The sequence below is a fragment of the Pedobacter montanisoli genome, from assembly GCF_022809115.1.
Classification (GTDB): domain Bacteria; phylum Bacteroidota; class Bacteroidia; order Sphingobacteriales; family Sphingobacteriaceae; genus Pedobacter; species Pedobacter montanisoli.
This window is the reverse complement of the sequence record NZ_JALGBH010000001.1, coordinates 160,419-179,562: the sequence shown is the minus strand read 5'-3', so window position 1 is coordinate 179,562 and position 19,144 is coordinate 160,419. Positions and strand designations below refer to the sequence as shown.

The following is a 19,144-nucleotide window of genomic DNA, read 5'->3' as shown; positions in this document are numbered from 1 at the left end:
ACTTTGCTTAAAATTAATTTTTTTGCCTCATAAAAGAGAGATAATGTAAAAATAAAGGCTAATAAAGACACTGTATTTTAAATGTTACGATGATGTATTTTTTTTCAACCTAAATATCGCTACAATTGAATATATGCGTCTTTACAAAATGTAACAATCTTAGGTTATAGCATAAAGCGCTCGTGCATATAATTATTTTTGTATTTTGATAACTACTTATGAGAAGAGGAATAGTTTTGATATGGATTGCAATAGTTTTATCTGCCTGTAACTGGGGTGATAAAAATGTAGTTATACCCGTAAATGATTTTTTTAAGAGCCAGGACCGCTCAATTTACCGCTTATCGCCTAATGGTAAGTTCCTTTCTTACCTAAAACTACAGGATAATACACAGAACCTTGTAGTTGAAGACCTTGAAACAGGAGAAATCACACAATTAACCCATCTAAAAGAAAAGAAGATAACGTTTTACAATTGGGTAAGTGATGATGAACTGATCTATTATAAGGAGAAGAACGATAAACGGTTTTTATCTAACTTATTTATTGTAAACAAGAACGGAAAACAGGAGAAAGAGCTTTTTTCTAATGAAAATACCCGAATGAGAATTATTGATGATCAGCTGATTGATGATAAATTCATTCTTATTTCGAGCAATAAACGTGATTCTACAGTTTTTGATGTTTACAGGCTTAATGTGAGAGATGGTAAAATAGAAATGGCGGCTCAAAACCCTGGTAATTTTACCAATTGGTTAAGCGATTCAAAAGGCCGGTTAAAAATGGCGGTATCAACCGATGGCGTTGATGAGTCTTTGTGGTATCGCAATAATGAAGCTGAACCTTTCAAGAAAATCGTAACCAATAACTTTAAGACCAAGATCTGGCCTGTGGCCTTTTCAGAAAGTAAACCTAATGTGGTTTATGCCATTTCTAATGTAAACCGCGATAAAAACGCACTGATAGAATTGGATTGTTCAACAGGAAAAGAAATTAATGTGCTGTTTGCAAACGACAGTCTTAATGTAGTTGATGCGCAATATTCAAAGCACCGTAAGATGGTAGATTTTGTAGTGTATGAAACCTGGAAAAAAAGCAATTTTTACCTCAATAAATCATCTGAAGAATTATATAAGAAAATAGGCAGTCTGTTACCTAAAAATGAGTTCAGAATTATTCACCGCGACAAGAATGAGCAAAACTTTGTGGTAAGATCTTTCACAGATCGTAACCCGGGATCTTATTTCCTTTATAACTCCAATACCAATAATTTAAAGAAACTAAGCGATGTCAACTCGGCCATAGACTCTGAGTATATGTGTGAAACCAAACCGATCAGCTTCTTAACACGTGATAGTCTGATGATCTCAGGATACCTTACCCTGCCTAAAAACAGTAAAAACAAAAAGGTTCCAGTTGTGGTCTTGCCACATAATGGCCCCGGTCTTCGCGATGTTTGGGAATACAATGCAGATGTACAGTTTTTAGCCAACAGAGGCTATGCAGTATTGCAGATCAATTACAGAGGATCAAAAGGCTACGGAAAAGAATTTTATGCTGCGGGATTTAAGCAATGGGGACATAAAATAAAAAACGATATAGAAGACGGGGTTAAATGGATTATCCAGAAGCAGATTGGCGACCCTAAACGCATTGCCATTTACGGAACAGGTTTTGGAGGCTATATTGCGCTGAATGCTGCCATAGAAAATCCGGATATGTTTAAATGTGTAGGCGCAAACAAGGGGGTGCTAAATCTGTTCAGCTATCTTAAAAGCATACCGCCTTTTTACCAGTCTAGCCTGCAGATGTATTATGAAGTAATAGGTAATCCGGTTGAAGATGCGGATAATATGCGCCAGGTTTCGCCTGTATTTCATGCAGATAAATTAAAAATTCCGGTTTTTATTACCTTAAACTCTAAAGATCCACGTGTAAATTCTAATGATGCCATACAGTTTATAAAAGAGCTGAAAAAGAACAATGTACCAGTTACTTATATGGACAGAGACGATGGCATAAGCTCGCCCAACCGCGAAGCCGAAAGACAGAAAGCATACACCGCTTTAGAGAAATTTTTAGAAAGTAATTTGGGTAAAAGATAGTTTTCTGCAATAGATGGTTTCAGAGAAAGATAACGGATATAGAAAGAACTTTTCATTGATACTTACTTTTATAGTACTTATCTCTGTTATCTTTATCCTATCGCTATTTTTGGCTTTTAATTTTACCAAAAAGAAGATAGAGAGCGATTTTGTATCTGCAAAAGCCAATGTGCTCGAAGAAAGTATCAGGCCGTACAACGATTTCTTTCTGAATAAACTCCCTGAGATCTCTTATTACAATGGATTTCTTGATTCTGCTGCCGCAACCAAGCTGGTTGATACCATTTTGCTTAAATATCCCTTTGTAAAAAGAGTGGTTTTTTATGATACCGAAGTTAGAAATTTCAGGTTTGAAGATAATGGCTTAAACGTAGGTGATTTTTCGGTGGGTATGAAAAACGCTTATTTATTTAATCCTAAGCCAGCCAAACATGCCATACGTTTATTCGGTAAAAATGCCTTAACAAATACGGGGGTACTCGAAAACTTTAACGAACTGGCACTAAAGCTCTATACTTTTATTCAAAAATTAGATACCACTAAAATACCTACGCAAGAACAACTATTTGCCAATTTTACCAATATAAAACCCAACCGGATAGATTACCTGAACATACCTGCTTTTGAAGATCTGAAGGTTTATAAGAAAATGGTAAGGCAAAAACTCGAATCAGAGCCTATATACCAGCAGGATATGTTTTCTTTTGAGCTTGATCCGTTAAAGATTGCAATTAAGAACAACAGAAATAATCTTTATCAGTCGGTAAAAATCGTTCCTGTTACCTATGATCCCTTAGATGCCGATTCTGAATATGTTACCGGAGAAATAAACCTGGGAGGTCCGTTCTCTGATTATAAACTGTTCTTCATGTCATCAAAGGCATTTATCAAGAAAGAGATCTTTAGTTACTTCTTGCCTATAGCGTTGATTATTATTTTATTTTACGGGGTGCTTATGCTGGTTGCGTTTTTAATTTTCCGTAACCTTAACATTAACCGTAAGATGTATAAGTTGCAATATGATTTTTTGACCAACCTTACCCATGAATTTAAAACTCCGGTAAGCGTAATCAAAATAGCAGGAAATAACATTAAAAGTGCAGCTTTCATCTCAGAAAAAGACCAGAAACTGTATGGTAAGATACTAGATGATGAGGCCGAAAAATTAAACGGATTAATGAATAAACTTCTGGCTTTTACCCAGATAGAAAACAAGGTTATTAAGCTTAAAGAAGAAGAAATCCACATTGTTGATTTTATTGAGAGTACCATAGATGTACATACCCTTAAAAACCCCGATTTTGAGCTAACGTACAGTGTTAATGGTTTAAAAACCTTTATTTCTGATCCTGTACTCTTGGCCAGCCTGTTTGATAATTTGATTGAAAATGCCTATAAATATTCACCTGTAAATCGTAAAAAATTACACATTACAGCTTCTTTGGTTAAAGAACATGTAGTTTTACGCTTTAAAGATCAGGGAATAGGTATTCCGGCTGCCGAAATCAAGAACATTTTTAAGAAATTTTACAGATTGCAAAATCAGTACAACCAGAATGGCAGTGTAGGCCTTGGTTTGGCTTTCTGTAAAGAACTTGTTAACTTTATGGAAGGAGAAATTTTTGTGAAAAGCGAATTGGATAAAGGAACAGAATTTAAAATTGTTTTACCATACAAAGCATAAACACCATCAGAATTATTTTTGAGACCTAAAAACACACAAAATGTCTAAAGAAATTAAAATATTAGTTGTAGAAGATGATGACAATTTAAGATTCCTGGTTGGCCAGCGTTTAAAAAGTGAAGGCTATAGAGTTAGTGAAGCTAACGAAGGTAACAAGGGATTGGAAATGATAAATACAGATAAACCAGATATCGTATTGCTGGATTGGATGTTGCCCGGTAAAGAAGGATCAGTAGTTTGTGAAGAAGCCAGAAAAGCAGGTTTTGAAGGTCTGGTGATCATGCTTACCGCCAAAGCACAGGATGTAGATAAGATCGATGCGTATAATTTTGGGGCTTCAGACTACGTAACCAAGCCTTTTAACATGGATGTATTGGTAGCTATGTTAGATAGTAAGGTGAAATTTTTGCTGAATACAGACAGGTCTGAGATCCATAAGTTCAGTAATATGGAACACCATCCTAATATCCATACCTTGATCAGAGATGGTAAAAAGATCGAATTAACCATTTTAGAAAATAGAATCTTACTTTATTTTCTGCGTAATCCGGGTAAAGTAATTAGCAGAGATGATCTGATGCAGGAAGTATGGGGTTACAATTCAGATGTAAATACCCGTACCTTAGATATGCACATTGTGAGATTACGTAAAAAAATAGAAATTAATCCCGATAATCCACAGTTATTGCAAACTGTAAGAGGTGTAGGCTATAAATTTAACGGACATTAAACGAAAACAGAACCTATATAACTTGTAAACGACAGCATGATATACTGCAACAGTAAAGTGCCATCTAAAAACAGGAAATAATAATATTCGTTACGCTTAAAGTTTGATTTGAAGATTAACCAACCCGTTAATATCACAGTTAAAGACAAACCTATCGTATCAAGATCAAATTTATTGCTGAAGAAAAACAGCAGCACGATATACAATATCAAAAGAGCCTGGCAAAAGATCCAGGCTTTTTTTTCACCTAAAATTACGGGTATGGTTTTAAGCTCGTAAATTTTATCCTGAAACAAGTCCCTGATATCAAAAGGAATGGTTATCGCACAAACAAACAGGAACCTTTTAACCACCAATAAAGTTGTAGTGATCCACGAAATGTGAATATTAGGATTACTGCTCTCTGCTTCTGTAATGGGCAATAACACGCAACTAAAAGACCATACCAAAGCAATCAGAAACAACTTGATTCCCGGTAAATTACGCAACCCTATTTTTTTGTTTTTTAATTTAATTAAAGGTAGGTTGTAAGCCAGAGAAAGTCCCCCTAAAAAAGCCATTAACAACTTACTTTTGATGCCTAAATAAAAAAGACCTAAAGGAATTAAGCATACAAAAGATAAAATGGTAATAAAGACAATAAACTTATAATGCCCAAAAATCCACCGTACCCTTCTAAAAGGAGATTGCTCAGGATGTTTAGGCTTAGACAATACCATGCTTAAATTATAAATGAGCAGAGTAGAGCAAAAAACAAAACCAACAATGTAGGGATTGGATTCAAGTTTTAGCAGGTGATAAGTAACCAATGCCTGTGCAGCAGCACAAAGGGCAATAAAAAGATTGCTGAAAAGAAGAAGATCGAGAAATTGAATGCCTAATCTTTTAAACATATCTTTTTAATTGGTTTAATCTATCCCCCTAACTTCGTTTTAATTCAAATATGGTGATCTCAGGCAAAATACCTACCCGGCCGGGATAGCCCAAAAAGCCATAACCCACATTTACGTACAATTGCTGTTGCTGGCTGCGGTATAAGCCTGCCCATTCTTTGTAAATATACTGAATTGGGCTCCATTGTAAATGTTTTAAGCGAACGCCAAACTGCATACCGTGGGTATGCCCACTAAACATGGCATCGATTTGTGGATATTTTGGAAGCACTTGTCCACGCCAATGCGAAGGGTCATGAGATAAAAGTAATTTAACCGGTAAATCATCGGTGTTCTGCGTAGCAAGGTCCATCCTCCCATATTTAGGAAAACGACCCATTCCCCAGTTCTCAATCCCTAAAATACCGATTTCTTCGCCATCAACTTTTAGACGTCTGTTTTGGTTCATCAGTAAATCCCAGCCCATAATTTTATGAGTAGCTATCAGATCGTTTAAATTTTTGGTCTTGGCAGCAGAGCTTTCTTTACCAAAATAGTACTCGCCATAATCGTGATTGCCCAATACCGAATATACACCAAGTGGTGCTTTCACTTTGGTAAAGATGTCTTGGTAATCTTTCATTTCGCTGGTAACGTTGTTCACCAAATCACCTGTAAAGAATATAAAATCAGGTTTTTGAGCTAAAAGCAATTCAACACCACCTTTTACGGCCGTTTTATTGTAAAAACTGCCCGAGTGTATATCTGAAATTTGTCCTAATTTAATGCCGTCAAAAGCTTTGGGCAGATTGGGGAGAACCAGTTTTACATGTTTTATTTTATAATCATAAGCACCGGATATAATGCCCCAGCTTAAAGATGTTAAAGGTACGGCACCTACCACCAAGCCTGCATTTACCAGAAATTTTGACCGACTGATTGGATCGCCTGGAATGGGTTCGCTAGGTTCAAGCACTTTTTCTTTACGGCCTTTTAGCTTGATTACAAGCCTTCTCAGGTCGTCAATAAGGAGAAAGGGTAGCATGAAAAGCTTACCAACCGTAATCAGGAAAAAAGCAACCAAAATAACTGCTCTGAAAGTAAGGAACAAATTAAGATAAATAGCACAGAATACGCCTATAATCAGCGCTCCGTTTATGATCCAGTAAGTTCTTGAAAAATAAGTGATCGTTTTTTGTGTCCAGCTTTTAAAAACAGCTAATATGGCTTTATAGCAATAAAAATCTAAAAGTATAACGAAAAAACAAAGTATAGTAAGCAGTCCGGTACGCCCCATTTCAATTAAATTGATAGCAGATTTAAAAATAAAAACCGAAAATAAACTTAAAGTAACTTATTTTAGTAAGATACTCTGTCATATTGTTGCATAATTTTTTAACAGCCTATATAAAATAAAGTTTTAGATATGAATAAGATCCTTGTTGTTTTGCTTTTGATCACCCTTAAAGTTAGTGCCCAAAGCCCGAAAGATAAAGAAGCTATATTAAATGTGCTTGAACAACAGCGTTTGGCATGGAATAAAGGCGATGTAGAAAAATATATGCAAGGTTATTGGAAAAGCGATAGCCTGCTGTTTGTAGGGAAAAATGGACCAACATATGGCTGGCAAAAAACACTGGATAATTATAAAAAAGGCTACCCTGATAAGGCAGCCATGGGCGTTTTAACTTTCGGCATTAAAAAGGTTGAATTTTTAGCCAAAGACAAGGCCTTTGTATTAGGAAGTTGGCATCTGCAACGCGAAAAAGATGAACCTAAAGGTTATTTTACACTTATTCTTAAGAAGATAGATGGTCTTTGGAAAGTTGTTGTAGATCACTCTTCTTAATCAAAAGATACCTGTACCTGTATTTTCTTGATTTCGCATAAGGCCGCATCCCAAAGATTTATCCTTTCTTGCAGGGCATTTTGGACAGCGGTTAATGCCTCCTTCCAGTAAGCTTCATTAGCAGCACATAATTCAGAAGTCATTTCTAAAGCCAGATGACTATGATGATCCCCGTCAACCTCTATATGCCGATCTAAGTAATATTTAAAAATGGCAACTTGGTTATGATTGTCTGAGTTTAAATCATTAACCATACTGTAGAACATGTTAGGTATAAGATCTTCACGTCCGAAAGTGAAAGCGGCAGCTATATTGTGGATTTTGTTCTGATGAATAATGTTAAATGTCGCATTTACAAATTTCTGCGCGGCAGCAGGTACATCAGCAATTGTATAAGCTTCAGCAAAAGATTTGCCATCCTTTAGAGCTTCTATGAAACTTAATATGGGCTGAGTATTGGCTCCTGCCTGTTCCATGGCTTCTATATAAAGCTCGAAATGGCTTTTTACTTTGCCTTTCTCATCTAAATCAGATTCTTCTCCAGCTACAATTTCATTGATCAATTGTCTGGTTTTGGCTTTGCCCACTGGAAACCAGGGTAAAGAAGTACATGTTAAATTAATCTGTAAAGCTTTAAGTAAAGACATAAAATCCCAAACGGCAAAAACATGATGCTCCATAAAAATTTTAAGTTTATCTAAGCTATTGATCTCTTTATAGATTTCATGGTTTACAATCTGCGATTTTAGATCAGCAGTTAGCTGATTGATCTTTTCTATCTGTATATTCATTTATGTTAAATAAGGATTAAAAACTAGGTATTGCCTGTTGTTTATAATAAAAATCTTTTTCCTCATCTGTTATCGTTCTGATTACCCGGCAGGGGTTACCTGCGGCAAATACATTTTCGGGGATATCTTTTGTAACTATGCTGCCTGTTCCAATAACGCTGCCAGAACCAATAGTTACGCCCGGATTGATACATACATTACCACAGATCCATACATTGTGGCCAATAGTAATAGGTTGTGCCCATTCTACTTGTTGATTGCGCAGGTGATGGTGCATGGGGTGGCCAGCGGTAAATAAACTTACATTAGGTGCAATAAAAACATTATCACCAATGTTTACGGGAGCACAATCTAAAATAGTGAGGTTAAAATTGGCGTAGAAATTTTGGCCGATGGAAATATTATATCCATAATCGCAATTAAACGGCGGCTCTACATAGAACATGGTCTCGGTATGTCCAAACAACTGTTTAATAATAGATTTACGTTGTTTAAAGCTTTTTGGTGGCAGGCGGTTAAATTCATAAATCAGTTCGCGGGCTTTTAACCTGTCGGCAGATAATTGCTTATCAAAGGGATGGTAGGGCAGCCCAGCTATCATTTTCTCTTTTTCGGTTAAAGGAGGTGTTTCCATGTAGAATTTTGAGGCAATTTTAGCAAAATAAAGCTGATGTCAATCTACAAGAGCTATGTTTTTACGATATTATTGCTTTAACGGGAATGTTACAGAACGGGAAATCCTGTAAAGCTATTATATGATGCTGTAGGGATAAGTCTATACAGCTTTTTTAAACATTAATCCTATTCAAGTACCGAACATCATAAAAGGGTTAATTAATTGGCTTTTTCTTACTACTTTTGCCCACCAAGTATTTTATTATTAGTATGAAACAAACCGCATTAACAGAAAAGCATATACAGTTAGGAGCCAAGATGGTTCCGTTTGCAGGTTACAATATGCCTGTACAGTACGAAGGGATTAACGTTGAACATGCAACCGTTAGAAATGCCGTAGGCGTTTTTGATGTGAGCCACATGGGCGAATTCATTTTAAAAGGTGAAAATGCATTAGATTTAATACAACGTGTTACCAGTAACGATGCTTCTAAGTTATATGACGGCAAAATCCAATATTCATGCTTGCCAAATGAAACAGGCGGCATTGTTGACGATTTGTTGGTTTACAAACTGGATGATAAAACCTATATGTTGGTTGTAAATGCTTCGAACATTGAAAAAGATTGGAACTGGATCCAAAAATTCAACACCAATAATGTTGAGATGCATAACATATCTGATCAAACCTCATTATTGGCCATTCAAGGCCCTAAAGCTGCAGATGCTTTGCAGAGCCTTACAGATATGGATCTTGCTTCTATGGAATACTATACCTTTAAGAAAGGTACTTTTGCAGGAGTAGATAATGTATTGGTATCGGCAACAGGCTATACAGGAGCAGGAGGATTTGAGATTTATTTTGAAAATCAGTATGCAGACAAAATTTGGGATGCAATTTTTGAAGCAGGAGCAGAATATGGCATAAAACCTATTGGCCTTGGTGCTCGTGATACACTTCGCTTAGAAATGGGTTTCTGCTTATACGGCAATGATATAGATGATACCACATCACCGATAGAAGCAGGTTTAGGATGGATTACCAAATTTACGAAGCCCTTTACCAATTCTGAAGCTCTACAAGCACAGAAAGAAGCAGGCGTTAGCCGTAAGTTGATCGGCTTTGAAATGATCGATAGAGGTATTCCTCGTCATGATTATATTGTGGTAGATGCAGAAGGTAATGCGATTGGTAAAGTAACCTCTGGTACGCAATCTCCATCTTTACAAAAAGCGATAGGAATAGCTTATGTAGCTAAAGAATTTGCCAAAGAAGGTACTGAAATCTATATTGATATCAGAAACAACAAGGTAAAAGCCAAAGTTGTTAAATTCCCTTTTTACAAATAAGAATTTATAAAAGGGTGCCTAATTTCTGTGCTCTTTGCATGAACTTATTCAGGCACCCTTTTAATCATAATTATCATATATGCCTAAAATAGAAGTTTGTTTAACCCCTGCATTACTACATCTTTATGATATAGAAAACAGTATTGTTGTGGTAATCGATATCTTAAGAGCAACATCTTCTATTACGTATGGTTTTGAGAACGGCGCTACCGCTATTATCCCGGTAATGGATGTAGAAGACTGTGAAACCTATAGAGATTTAGGTTATCTGTTGGCCGCAGAGCGAAATGGTGAAGTGGTAACAGGTTTTGATTTTGGTAACTCGCCTTTCTCCTACACAAAAGAAAAGGTAGAAAACCAAACGATTGTATTGACCACAACCAATGGTACAAAAGCCATGCGTATGGCACAAGAACGAGCATATGAAGTAATTGTAGGTTCTTTCTTGAACATAACGGCAGTATGCAATTATTTGAAACAGCAAAATAAAGATGTTTTATTATTGTGTGCCGGATGGAAAGATAATTTTAACCTAGAAGATACTTTGTTTGCCGGAGCAGTGGTAGCTCAGCTTACAGATGGTTTTGCCTTGGCTGATGATGCAGGCGTGGCTGCTTTAGATATGTATGAGCAGGCCAAAACAGATTTGCGTGGCTATCTTAGAAAATCTTCACATAGTCACAGGTTAATTAAATTAAATATCGAAGAGGATGTGCAGTTTTGCCTAAAACCCGATCTGTGCACAGCTATACCCGTACTGAGAAACGAAAAACTGGTTCGTTTAACTTAATGCTTTCTCAATTCACTTAGCAATTCCTGTAAACTTTCACTTTCTTTCATAGCCCGTAAAGTACTGTCAAAGGCAAGCCAATAAATGGTTTCAGCTTTTTTGGTATCAAAAGTACTGATATCGCCCAAGCCTTTAGGCTCTATAAGCAAGTTGCATAATTTAGCCTTACGTTCCATGTCGTGGTTAATAGACATAAGTCCGGCTCTCTGCATCAGCTTTGAAATGCTGTGTATTTCTTCAGCTCTATTTAAATGGTTGCACGAAGAACCGATGATATAATCGCAGTTGTTTAGTAAAGGTTCTATCGGGAAATTGTTCAATACACCACCATCAACATACATTTCATCGTTGATCATGATGGGTTTAAAAATACCTGGAATACAGCTTGATGCTAATACAGCTGGTGTTAATGGCCCTTCGGTAAAATAGCTGATGTGCCCCTCACTAAAATTGGTTGCACAAATAGTTAATTCTACAGGTAGATCCTCTATGTTTTGGTAAGGGATATATTGTTCAAATATGGTTTTGGTGTGTTCAATACTAATCAGACCTAAAGAACCTAAAGCCGGTCTTACAAATTTAAGCAATCGCGTTCTGAGAAAAATATTTAGCCCTTCTTCAGGATCAATACCGGCACAATAGAAAGCTCCGGCAATAGAACCTGCACTGGTTCCACATACATGTGTAAATTTAATTCCCGCATCGTCAAAGGCTTTTAAAACACCCAAATGCGCAATGCCTCTTACACCTCCGCCACTTAGTACAATTCCTATTTTCATGTTCAGTAATTTTATCAGGTTATCAATGTTAGCCTTTAGGTTTATACTTAGAATCGCTCAGTATTTTTTGCGCATCTTTTTCGGCCATTAACTGGTTCAACGTTACATCCGGATGTTGTTTCATGTATTGTTTTACGATCTGCCATCCAATCCATACCCCTAATTTAGGTGCAGATTCACGTTTTTCTCCAATGCCCGGTGTAAATGGACCATCGCTCAGATAAACTTGGATCTTACTGTAATCGGTATTATACAACAGGTTGTTTTCCATAAAATAGGCCCAAACTTCGGGTTCAAAGGTTTTACACCAAGCTAATTGTTGCGTGGTATATCCAATTTTAACACTATCTGGAGTAGTTTCGGGCAGAACCTGTTCCATAAAATATAAGATTTTGCCATTATAGATCATTTTAGAGAGGAGAGACCTGTCCTGATCCTGTTCTTTGATCAGGTTTTCGCGTACATAATATTCGCTAACCCGGGGCACAATATAATCAGGTGTAAATTTTCTGGTAAGGTACTGCGGAAGGCTTTCTATCAATGCCCCGTAGAATTTACTGTCTTTACCCAAAAACATATCTAGACCAATACCTAAATAATTATCGCCAATAGGGGTTTGATAAGCAAAGCCCGAAACAAAAGCAATGAAACGTGGAATTTCTGCTTTAGGATAATAATATTTTATGTATTTGAAAGTTTGGGTAAGTTCCTCATTAACTTTATTCAGGTTCGGAAATACGCTGTCAACCTCCTGTGTAAGATCTGTATAAGCTTTATTTTTATACAAGCTTTCAAGTACTGTCGGGCCGGTGTACGATGAATTGCCTACCATCTGGTGAATAAAATCATCATAAAAAGAGCCATATTTTTTTTCTAAAAAAGCATTGGTCGCTAAGATATCTTTCTCTTTCCCAGCATAGAGGTCGCGGTCAAACCTTTCTACCTTAATAGCTAATTGTATGTTGTTTACATCGGGCTTTTTGTTGTTTTTGCATGAAAAAAAAACGATAGCACAAAGAAAAAATAAATAACTTTGCCAGTTAATAGACTTTTTTATTATCATAAAACAAAGATAAAAACAACTCACATGAAAAAAATAGTATTTGCATTTCTACTGACAATCGCTTCTGTTGCAACTTATGCGCAATCATTTAGGTTAGGTTTAACCGCGCATCCAAATTTTGGTTTCTTAAAAGCAGAAAATGGTAAAGGTGATGGATTAACTGTAGGCTTCTCTTATGGTTTAATGGGCGATTTTGAATTTGCAGAAAATTACTGCTTTGCTACAGGTTTAACCGTAACCAGTATCAATGGTGCTGCTAAAATTCTAAATTTTCAGCCTTATTATGCGTCAGTTAGCAGTAGCGGTTCTAAAGAATACAATGTAAAATACAAAATGCAATATATAGAAGTACCTCTCTCACTTAAACTGAAAACAGACGAGCTGAAAGGTTTAAAATGGTACGGACAATTTGGTTTATCTAATGATTTTGCCATAAGAGCCAAGCAAGATGTATCTTCTAACAATACAGTACTGGCCGATGATGCCAAAGCAGATAAACAGACACGTTTTTACAGAGCAGGTATGATCATTGGCGGTGGTGCCGAATATAAAATTGATGGTAAAACCAGCCTTACAGGTGGCTTAACCTATAACAACGGTTTAACCAATATAGCAAAAGGAGACAACGGCAGTGTACGTAACCATTACGTAGCGCTTAACATTGGCGTATTCTTTTAATCTTTTAGCATCTTACATATGAAAATAGCGTTGGCGCAGATCAATTACCACATTGGTAATTTTGAGCTGAATACAAAAAAGATAATCGACCATATTTACCTTTCTAAAGGGAAAGGAGCTGATTTGGTGGTTTTTGCTGAACTTGCTGTATGCGGTTATCCGCCACGCGATTTTCTGGAATTTGAAGACTTTATAGCACTTTGTGAGAGAAGTGCTTTAGAAATTGCTGCACATTGTAAAGATATAGCCTGCATTATCGGGTTGCCTGTAAAGAACGAAGTTTTAGCAGGAAAAGATTTGTTTAATGCGGCTTATTTCATTGCTGATGGGGCAATTAAACAGGTGGTAAAGAAAACCCTGTTGCCCACTTATGATGTGTTTGACGAGTACAGGTATTTTGAACCAAATGCGCAGTTTAACTGTGTGGAGTTTAAAGGGCAGAAAATAGCTTTAACCATTTGCGAGGATCTATGGAACATCAATGATAACCCCATGTACATCTCATGCCCAATGGACGAGTTGATTTTACAACAACCCGATCTAATGATCAACATTGCGGCATCTCCTTTTGATTACCACCATGATGAAGACCGCATCAAAGTACTTTCAGACAATGCCAAAAAATATAAACTGCCACTTTTTTATGTGAACCAGGTAGGGGCACAAACAGAGCTTATCTTTGATGGCGGATCTCTGGTTTTTGATCAGGAAGGCGAACTCAAGGCAGAGATGAAATATTTTGAAGAAGACCTGCAGGTTTTTGAAGTGGGAGAGGTTGAAAATGTAAAAAATAAATATCCGGCTCCAGCCAGAGACAGCGATATTAAACAGATACACGATGCCTTGGTCTTGGGAATCAAAGATTACTTTCAAAAATCTGGTTTTAGCAAAGCGGTTTTAGGTTTGTCTGGAGGAATAGATTCGGCTGTAGTTTGTGCGCTGGCTTGCGAAGCTTTGGGCGCAGAAAATGTAATGGCTGTGCTCATGCCTTCTAAATATTCGAGCGACCATTCGGTTAAAGACGCACTTGATCTTGTAAATAACATAGGCTGTAAGCATGAGATCATTGAAATTAAAGCCGCAACTGAAGCTTTTGACCAGATGCTGGCCAAACCTTTTGAGGGCTTAGCTTTTAACGTTACAGAAGAAAACATTCAGGCCAGATGCAGAGGAATAGTGGTAATGGCCATGTCTAATAAATTTGGTTATATCTTATTAAATACCTCCAATAAAAGCGAGTGCGCGGTAGGTTATGGTACTTTGTACGGCGATATGTGCGGTGCCATGAGCGTATTGGGCGATGTGTATAAAACGCAGGTTTTTGAACTGGCCAGATTTATCAATGCAGAAAGAGAGATCATTCCCGTAAATACCATTGTAAAACCTCCTTCGGCAGAATTAAGGCCTAACCAGAAAGATTCTGATTCTTTGCCAGACTATGGTATCTTAGATCGTATCTTATTTCAGCATATTGAGAAAAAGCAAGGCGCCAAAGCTATTATAGCGCAAGGTTTTGATGAAACCTTAGTAAAGCGTATCTTAAAAATGGTAAATGTTGCAGAGTTTAAACGCTACCAAACACCACCTATTTTAAGAGTTTCGAGCAAAGCTTTTGGTATGGGCAGGCGTATGCCTATAGTAGGCAGGTATATGGATTAAAGTTCAAACCAAAGCAACCAATCAGTTACACAAGGTTTTTTACCCCTTTAAGAAGTTTATTTATGCTATTTTTGTGTCGTTAAGATGTAGTTCATTACATGAGTTTGGCGCAAAATTACATAGCAAGAATTGTTGCACGAGAGACCGATCCAATCAATCAGGCACGTATTCTTATGCTCTTTTACCTGATCATCGCTTATACATTCTTTTCGCTCTGCCTAATTTTTGCCTATGCTTATAATCATCAGAATCTACAGCTAACCAGGGCAAGCATTATATTCTGTTCTGCCATTCTACTTTTGGTGGCAATATATTTTGCCAATATCTGGAAACCGGTAACACATACAATTTTAATTCTACTTACGATTTTAGGCGTATGGGGTAACCTCATGATATTTGTACATGGCGTTAATGTGGCAACCCTGCAATACATTTGGCTGGCGTCGGCATTGGGTTTTTACATGCTAGGATCTAGATGGGGCTGGTTCTATGCAATTGTTAATATCATACCCGTATTGATAGATGGAGCATTTACCAATAAGAGTTATTTCTTTTTGAGCAGCATGCCTCAGGCAGTTACCCGGCCGGTACATATATTTGTAATTACCTTTGATTTTTTCCTGATTATTTTTCTGCATTACTTTTTCTTTAAATCGTTTAAGCGAAATTTCGTTAAACTGAACGATACAAAAAATGAATTGAATGCGGCCAATAAAAAACTGAACCGAACCCTCACAGAAGTAGAGCAGCTTGCTAACGCAAGGATGAATTTTCTTTCAACCATGTCGCATGAGCTGAGAACGCCTTTAAACGGCGTAATTGGTTTAACCAATGCTTTATTATCACAGGATCCCCGTAAAGATCAAGAAGAAACCCTTTCAATTCTGAAATTCTCTGCAGAAAATCTTTTAACGCTGGTTAACGACATCCTTGATTTTAACAAGTTGGATTCAGAAAAGGTGGAACTGGAAAATACACCCTTTAATTTAGCCTGGCTGGTCGAGAATATTTATGCAAGTATTAAAATAAAAGCTTTAGAAAAACAGCTAGACTTTAAACTGGAAATAGCAGAAGATTTAAAGAATAAACGCCTGTATGGAGACCCTACCCGTTTAACCCAGGTCTTGCTCAATCTTTTGAACAATGCCATAAAATTTACGGAAAAAGGCTTCGTAAAGCTAAGTTGTGTTAACTTAGAGCAGAGCAATAATCAGGTAAAAGTAGGTTTTATTATAGAAGATACCGGTATTGGTATAGAAGAAAGCCGCCAGAAAAGTGTTTTTGAGGCCTTTGCACAAGCTTCGGCCAGTATCAACAGAAATTACGGCGGTACGGGCTTAGGATTATCCATTGTAAAGAAAGTACTGGATCTTTATGATACATCCATACAGCTCAAAAGTAATTTAGGTAAGGGTACTACATTTAGTTTTAACATAACATTTCCATTTGAGACTATGGCTTTAGACGATAACAATAATGGCTTACAGCAAGGTTTATCTAAAAATGATCTTTCGGCATTAAAGATATTGGTGGTAGAAGATAATGCCATTAATATACTGGTGATGAGGAAAACCTTAAATAAGCATGGCATAGAGCCCGATGTGGCCGAAAATGGTAAGATTGCATTAGATATGCTTGGCAGAAACCATTACGATGTTATTCTGATGGATTTGCATATGCCCGAAATGGGAGGTTATGAAGCTACGCAACTGATCAGAGCGCTTACCGACCCGATAAAAGCCAATGTGCCAATCATTGCACTTACAGCTACAGTAAGTAACCAGGTAATAGAAGAAGTATTGAGTGTAGGTATGAACGGTTATTTGTCAAAACCTTTTCACCCACAGGATCTGTTTACGGCTTTACAGAAATTTATACAAGAATAAGGCTATAAAGGAAACTCTACGTAAAAGATGGTTCCACCTTTAGGATTGTCTTCAAGCCATATTTTGCCACCGTGACTTTCAATAATCTGTTTACTGATAGATAACCCTATGCCAAAAGGTTGTTCGCCCGCTGTACCTAAACGCTTGGCATCAGTAAACATCTCAAATATCTTTTGCTTGTTCTTTTCTGGTACGCCAATTCCTTGATCTATTACAGCTATACGTACACTGTTGTTTAAGCGCTCTAATACCACATTGATTACAGTTTGAAATGGACTGAATTTGATGGCATTTACGATAAGGTTATTGAACACACGCCAGATCTTCTCTTTGCCCGCTAAAATAGAAACCGGGCCAGAGCTTGTAAACTTAATTTTTTGCTGTTTCTCATCGGCTTTGTATTGCAGTAGCTCACAACATTGATGCAGTAACTGGTTCAGATCTGTATCTTCTTTAACAGTAACCTCGTTCTCTATAGCCAGACCCGAATTTAAGAGCTGGTTCATCATTTCAATAGAATTTTCGCCCGAGCTGGCAATTAAGCCCAACATTTCTTTGTCTTCTTCAGAAAAGTGATCTTCTTCCAATAAAAGTCTGGCAACACCTACAATACCCCCAATCGGGTTTTTCAGGTCGTGCGCCATAACTTTCATCATTTTAGCATAATCCTTGTTGCGCTGCTCCAGGTTTTTCATCGTTTCCTCAAGTGCTTTGCTGTGTGCTGTGGCCGCATTTTGAGCCCTTTTTGCTTGCTTGGCATTGGTTAGCGACAATACAATGATAGGAATGAGCATACAAACAAACATGAGCGCACCTACTAAGTAAAGGCTCTTGCTTTCGTTGGTTTTTTCTAAATATTTTAGGTATTCCTGATTTTGCAGAAATTGAAATTTTTGAGCTACATCTACTTTGTGCACTGCATTGTTGATGCGGTTAAGCGTATCAGAAGCCAGTTTGTAGTTCTGTAGGTTCTCAACCGCTTCTTTGTATTTCTTTTGTACCAATAAAATTTCACTTTTGGCCTGGTAAAATTTAACTTTATTGGCAGAAAGATTTGCGGAATCTGAATTAATGATTTTATAAGCTACATTAAGAATGGAATCGGCCTTGCCAATGTTCCCAGTTCGGGTATAAGTCTTGGCCAGTTTTAAGAAAGCTGTTATTTTAACCGGTTTTAGAGAGCCATTGTTAATATTTACGCATTGCTCAAGGTATTTTACAGCTAAAGGATAATTTCCTTTTTTGAGGTATAAGCCGCCTAAATTATCGAGTGCTACAATTTTAGAGTTGTTATATTGCTGTTCGCCAATAGAGCCAGTTTTTCCCTCTTCTTCTATGTACTTAATGTTCTTTTGATAGAAAAAGAGCGCACTGTCTAACATCTGGGCCTGCTCATAAGAAAAACCTGTATTATTCAAACAACCTTGTATAATATAAAAGCGAGTAGATGGTGTAAGATCCTTAGCATTTAATACCGTTTCATAAGCCTCTTTCTGATACTTTGCAGATAACGCAAATTTGCCCTGCGTATAATAGATTTGGGACATTTTAGAAATAAAATCGCTGTAATTAAAAGGATCTTTTTCTTTATCAGCCAATGATTTGGTTTTGAAATAGAATTCAAGAGCCGTATCATACTGCTTATTTAAAATAAGAATATCACCTTTGAGCATGAGCGCCTTGATAAATTGCGTTTTATATTTTTCCTGCATACGGGGCTGCTGAAAAATGCTTAACAGGCTGTCTGTATAGAGATTAACTGTATTTTTTTTGGTTGAAAGCGCGATGTTGGTTTTATAAATATAATATTGGGTCAGATTATCGATGTCTGAAGAAGCGAAATGAGGCTTTAGCGAATCGAGAATATGATTTACCCGGCTTAAGTCTCCAGACATATAAACGCTGTCCACTCTTTTCATTACTTCTGATACTGAAGCAGGAGTATGATTATCGTCATTGCTGTCTTGAGAATCGCAACTCAAAAAACTGATGCAGATGTTAAAAAGAAAAAATAATTTAGCTAAACTTAATACAAAGCTTTTAGATGAAAAATGAGTTAAAACACCTTCTAAACAGGTAAATCTATACTTTTTCAATAATGTAAAGGTATATTATAAATATTCCCAAAAGTATCAAACTTTTATCAATTAACTTAAGGCGGGAATAAGTAAATATAAATATACAATCTTTAAGAATGTTAAATGGCTTAAGTTTTTTGGTTCTGTAAATAGCATCAATTAAAAAAGGTACCTGAAAGCTCTGTATTTACACAAGAATTAAAGACACATTTACC

The 19,144-nt window shown here is 36.7% G+C and carries 16 protein-coding genes; 9 read left to right on the top strand and 7 right to left on the bottom strand.

The annotated features are described in order from the left end of the window. Positions 1-218: 218 nt before the first annotated feature. From MMF97_RS00810 to MMF97_RS00800, 3 genes are read left to right on the top strand one after another with little or no spacing between them, the layout of a single operon-like run. A complete protein-coding gene (locus tag MMF97_RS00810) occupies positions 219-2,105 on the top strand; it encodes a S9 family peptidase (RefSeq protein ID WP_243357610.1) in 1,887 nt (628 codons plus the stop codon). Positions 2,106-2,118: 13 nt separating this feature from the next. Continuing rightward, positions 2,119-3,789: a sensor histidine kinase gene (locus MMF97_RS00805; protein WP_243357608.1), complete on the top strand. Its 1,671-nt coding sequence runs from the start codon at positions 2,119-2,121 to the stop codon at positions 3,787-3,789. 40 nt (positions 3,790-3,829) lie between these two features. Further along, positions 3,830-4,519: a response regulator transcription factor gene (locus tag MMF97_RS00800; RefSeq protein WP_243357606.1), complete on the top strand. Its 690-nt coding sequence runs from the start codon at positions 3,830-3,832 to the stop codon at positions 4,517-4,519. Here the strand turns inward: MMF97_RS00800 and MMF97_RS00795 are convergent. Both MMF97_RS00795 and MMF97_RS00790 read right to left on the bottom strand, forming a co-directional pair. Continuing rightward, a complete protein-coding gene (locus MMF97_RS00795) occupies positions 4,516-5,412 on the bottom strand; it encodes a UbiA prenyltransferase family protein (protein ID WP_243357604.1) in 897 nt (298 codons plus the stop codon). The genes MMF97_RS00800 and MMF97_RS00795 overlap by 4 nt on opposite strands. A gap of 28 nt (positions 5,413-5,440) precedes the next feature. Continuing rightward, positions 5,441-6,688: a metallophosphoesterase gene (locus tag MMF97_RS00790; protein ID WP_243357603.1), complete on the bottom strand. Its 1,248-nt coding sequence runs from the start codon at positions 6,686-6,688 to the stop codon at positions 5,441-5,443. A 129-nt stretch (positions 6,689-6,817) separates the two neighbouring features. On the opposite strand from MMF97_RS00790, the gene MMF97_RS00785 reads away from it, so the two are divergent. Beyond that, positions 6,818-7,240, top strand: coding sequence for a YybH family protein (locus tag MMF97_RS00785; RefSeq protein WP_243357601.1), 423 nt, complete (start codon positions 6,818-6,820; stop codon positions 7,238-7,240). Here the strand turns inward: MMF97_RS00785 and MMF97_RS00780 are convergent. After that, positions 7,237-8,031, bottom strand: a complete 795-nt coding sequence (locus MMF97_RS00780; RefSeq protein ID WP_243357599.1) for a DUF3050 domain-containing protein — start codon at positions 8,029-8,031, stop codon at positions 7,237-7,239. The two genes, MMF97_RS00785 and MMF97_RS00780, sit on opposite strands and share 4 nt — an antisense overlap. 16 nt (positions 8,032-8,047) lie before the next feature. Then, a complete protein-coding gene (locus MMF97_RS00775; protein ID WP_243357597.1) occupies positions 8,048-8,665 on the bottom strand; it encodes a sugar O-acetyltransferase in 618 nt (205 codons plus the stop codon). 251 nt (positions 8,666-8,916) lie between these two features. Between MMF97_RS00775 and gcvT the strand changes: the two genes are divergently transcribed. Beyond that, positions 8,917-9,996 carry a glycine cleavage system aminomethyltransferase GcvT gene (gcvT, locus tag MMF97_RS00770; protein ID WP_243357595.1) on the top strand — a complete coding sequence of 360 codons (1,080 nt, stop codon included), beginning with the start codon at positions 8,917-8,919 and terminating at the stop codon, positions 9,994-9,996. Between the two features lie 79 nt (positions 9,997-10,075). Next, positions 10,076-10,786 carry a 2-phosphosulfolactate phosphatase gene (locus MMF97_RS00765; protein ID WP_243357593.1) on the top strand — a complete coding sequence of 237 codons (711 nt, stop codon included), beginning with the start codon at positions 10,076-10,078 and terminating at the stop codon, positions 10,784-10,786. On the opposite strand, the gene MMF97_RS00760 is transcribed toward MMF97_RS00765, so the two are convergent. Both MMF97_RS00760 and gldB read right to left on the bottom strand, forming a co-directional pair. Then, on the bottom strand, positions 10,783-11,565 hold the full coding sequence (locus tag MMF97_RS00760) for a patatin-like phospholipase family protein (protein ID WP_243357591.1): 783 nt from the start codon (positions 11,563-11,565) through the stop codon (positions 10,783-10,785). The two genes, MMF97_RS00765 and MMF97_RS00760, sit on opposite strands and share 4 nt — an antisense overlap. 28 nt (positions 11,566-11,593) lie before the next feature. After that, positions 11,594-12,628: a gliding motility lipoprotein GldB gene (gldB, locus tag MMF97_RS00755; protein WP_243357589.1), complete on the bottom strand. Its 1,035-nt coding sequence runs from the start codon at positions 12,626-12,628 to the stop codon at positions 11,594-11,596. A 24-nt stretch (positions 12,629-12,652) separates the two neighbouring features. Here gldB and MMF97_RS00750 point away from each other — a divergent pair, with 24 nt between their 5' ends. The 3 genes from MMF97_RS00750 (at position 12,653) to MMF97_RS00740 (ending at position 16,851) form a co-directional block, all read left to right on the top strand. Continuing rightward, positions 12,653-13,306 (top strand): porin family protein, encoded by a 654-nt coding sequence (locus tag MMF97_RS00750; RefSeq protein ID WP_243357587.1) that lies wholly within the window; start codon positions 12,653-12,655, stop codon positions 13,304-13,306. An 18-nt stretch (positions 13,307-13,324) separates the two neighbouring features. Then, positions 13,325-14,965 (top strand): NAD+ synthase, encoded by a 1,641-nt coding sequence (locus tag MMF97_RS00745; RefSeq protein ID WP_243357585.1) that lies wholly within the window; start codon positions 13,325-13,327, stop codon positions 14,963-14,965. A gap of 98 nt (positions 14,966-15,063) precedes the next feature. Further along, the gene (locus MMF97_RS00740; protein ID WP_243357583.1) at positions 15,064-16,851 is read left to right on the top strand and encodes a response regulator; all 1,788 of its coding nucleotides are present in this window, start codon (positions 15,064-15,066) and stop codon (positions 16,849-16,851) included. A 2-nt stretch (positions 16,852-16,853) separates the two neighbouring features. Here the strand turns inward: MMF97_RS00740 and MMF97_RS00735 are convergent, their stop codons facing one another. Beyond that, positions 16,854-18,947 carry a tetratricopeptide repeat-containing sensor histidine kinase gene (locus MMF97_RS00735; protein ID WP_243357581.1) on the bottom strand — a complete coding sequence of 698 codons (2,094 nt, stop codon included), beginning with the start codon at positions 18,945-18,947 and terminating at the stop codon, positions 16,854-16,856. Between the last annotated feature and the right edge of the window lie 197 nt (positions 18,948-19,144).